This is a genomic window from Dietzia sp. CW19 (assembly GCF_014145265.1).
Taxonomy (GTDB): domain Bacteria; phylum Actinomycetota; class Actinomycetes; order Mycobacteriales; family Mycobacteriaceae; genus Dietzia; species Dietzia natronolimnaea.
Genome location: NZ_JAALEE010000522.1, coordinates 1 through 1,195 on the forward strand (window position 1 = coordinate 1; position 1,195 = coordinate 1,195).

At 71.0% G+C, this 1,195-nt stretch carries 1 protein-coding gene; it reads left to right on the forward strand.

The window, feature by feature from the left end; all coding sequences use genetic code 11:
- Positions 1-1,122: AMP-binding protein (locus tag G6021_RS14795; protein ID WP_182641608.1), on the forward strand; the 1,122-nt coding region annotated here is incomplete at its 5' end.
- Between the last annotated feature and the right edge of the window lie 73 nt (positions 1,123-1,195).

Consider the following 1,195-nt stretch of genomic DNA (forward strand, 5'->3'; position numbering starts at 1 on the left):
GGCGACGCCGCGACCGCCGACCTCGCCGTCGTCGACTTCACCGACCTCCAGGCGGAGGCCACCGACTCCGCGCTCGCGCGGGCCGACGCCCGCGCCGACTCGGTGACGGGCGACGACGTGGCCGACATCCTGTTCACCTCCGGCACCACGGGAAAGAGCAAGGGCGTGGTGGCGCTGCACCGCCAGACGGTCGCCGGCGCCCGCGCGTGGGGCTCGAACGGCGGACTCACCGAGCGCGACCGCTACCTCATCGTCAACCCGTTCTTCCACAGCTTCGGCTACAAGGCCGGCTTCCTGGTCTGCACACTCTTCGGCTCCACCGTCATCCCGCTGGCCGTGTACTCCCCCACCGAGACCATGCGGCTCGTACAGGACGAGGGCGCCACCGTCCTGCCCGGTGCCCCCACGATCTTCCAGACGATCCTGGACGCCCCGGACCGGGCGGGATTCGATCTGTCCTCCCTGCGCCTGGCCGTGACCGGCGCCTCGGTCGTCCCGGTGGTCCTGGTCGAGCGGATGCAGTCCGACCTGGGCCTGGAGACCGTCCTCACCGCCTACGGCCAGACCGAGACGATGGGCTTCATTACCACCACCACGGCGGACGACGACGACGTCACCGTCGCCACCACGTGCGGGCGGGCGTACCCCGGCATGGAGATCCGGATCGGGGACTCCGGCGAGATCCTCACCCGCGGCGAGATGGTGATGCAGGGGTATCTCGACGACCCGGAGAACACCGCGGAGGCCATCGACCCCGACGGCTGGCTCCACACCGGCGACGTGGGCGAGATCGACTCCCGCGGCAACCTGCGGATCACCGACCGGCTCAAGGACATGTACATCACGGGCGGGTTCAACGTGTACCCCGCCGAGGTCGAACAGACGCTCGCGCGCCTGGACGGGGTGGTCGAGACCGCTGTCATCGGCGTCCCGGACGACCGGATGGGTGAGGTCGGCAAGGCCTTCGTGGTGCGCCGCGAGGGCTCGTCGCTCACCGAGGAGGACGTCCTCGGGTTCTGCCGCGAGCACCTGGCCAACTTCAAACGCCCCCGCGCCGTGGAGTTCGTGGAGTCCTTCCCGCGCAACGCCTCGGGCAAGATCCTCAAGACCGACCTCCGATGAGCACGGGCCGCCGGGCGGGTGCCGTCGTGGTCACCGGCGCCTCGGGCGGCATCGGCCGCGCGGTGGCCCGGCG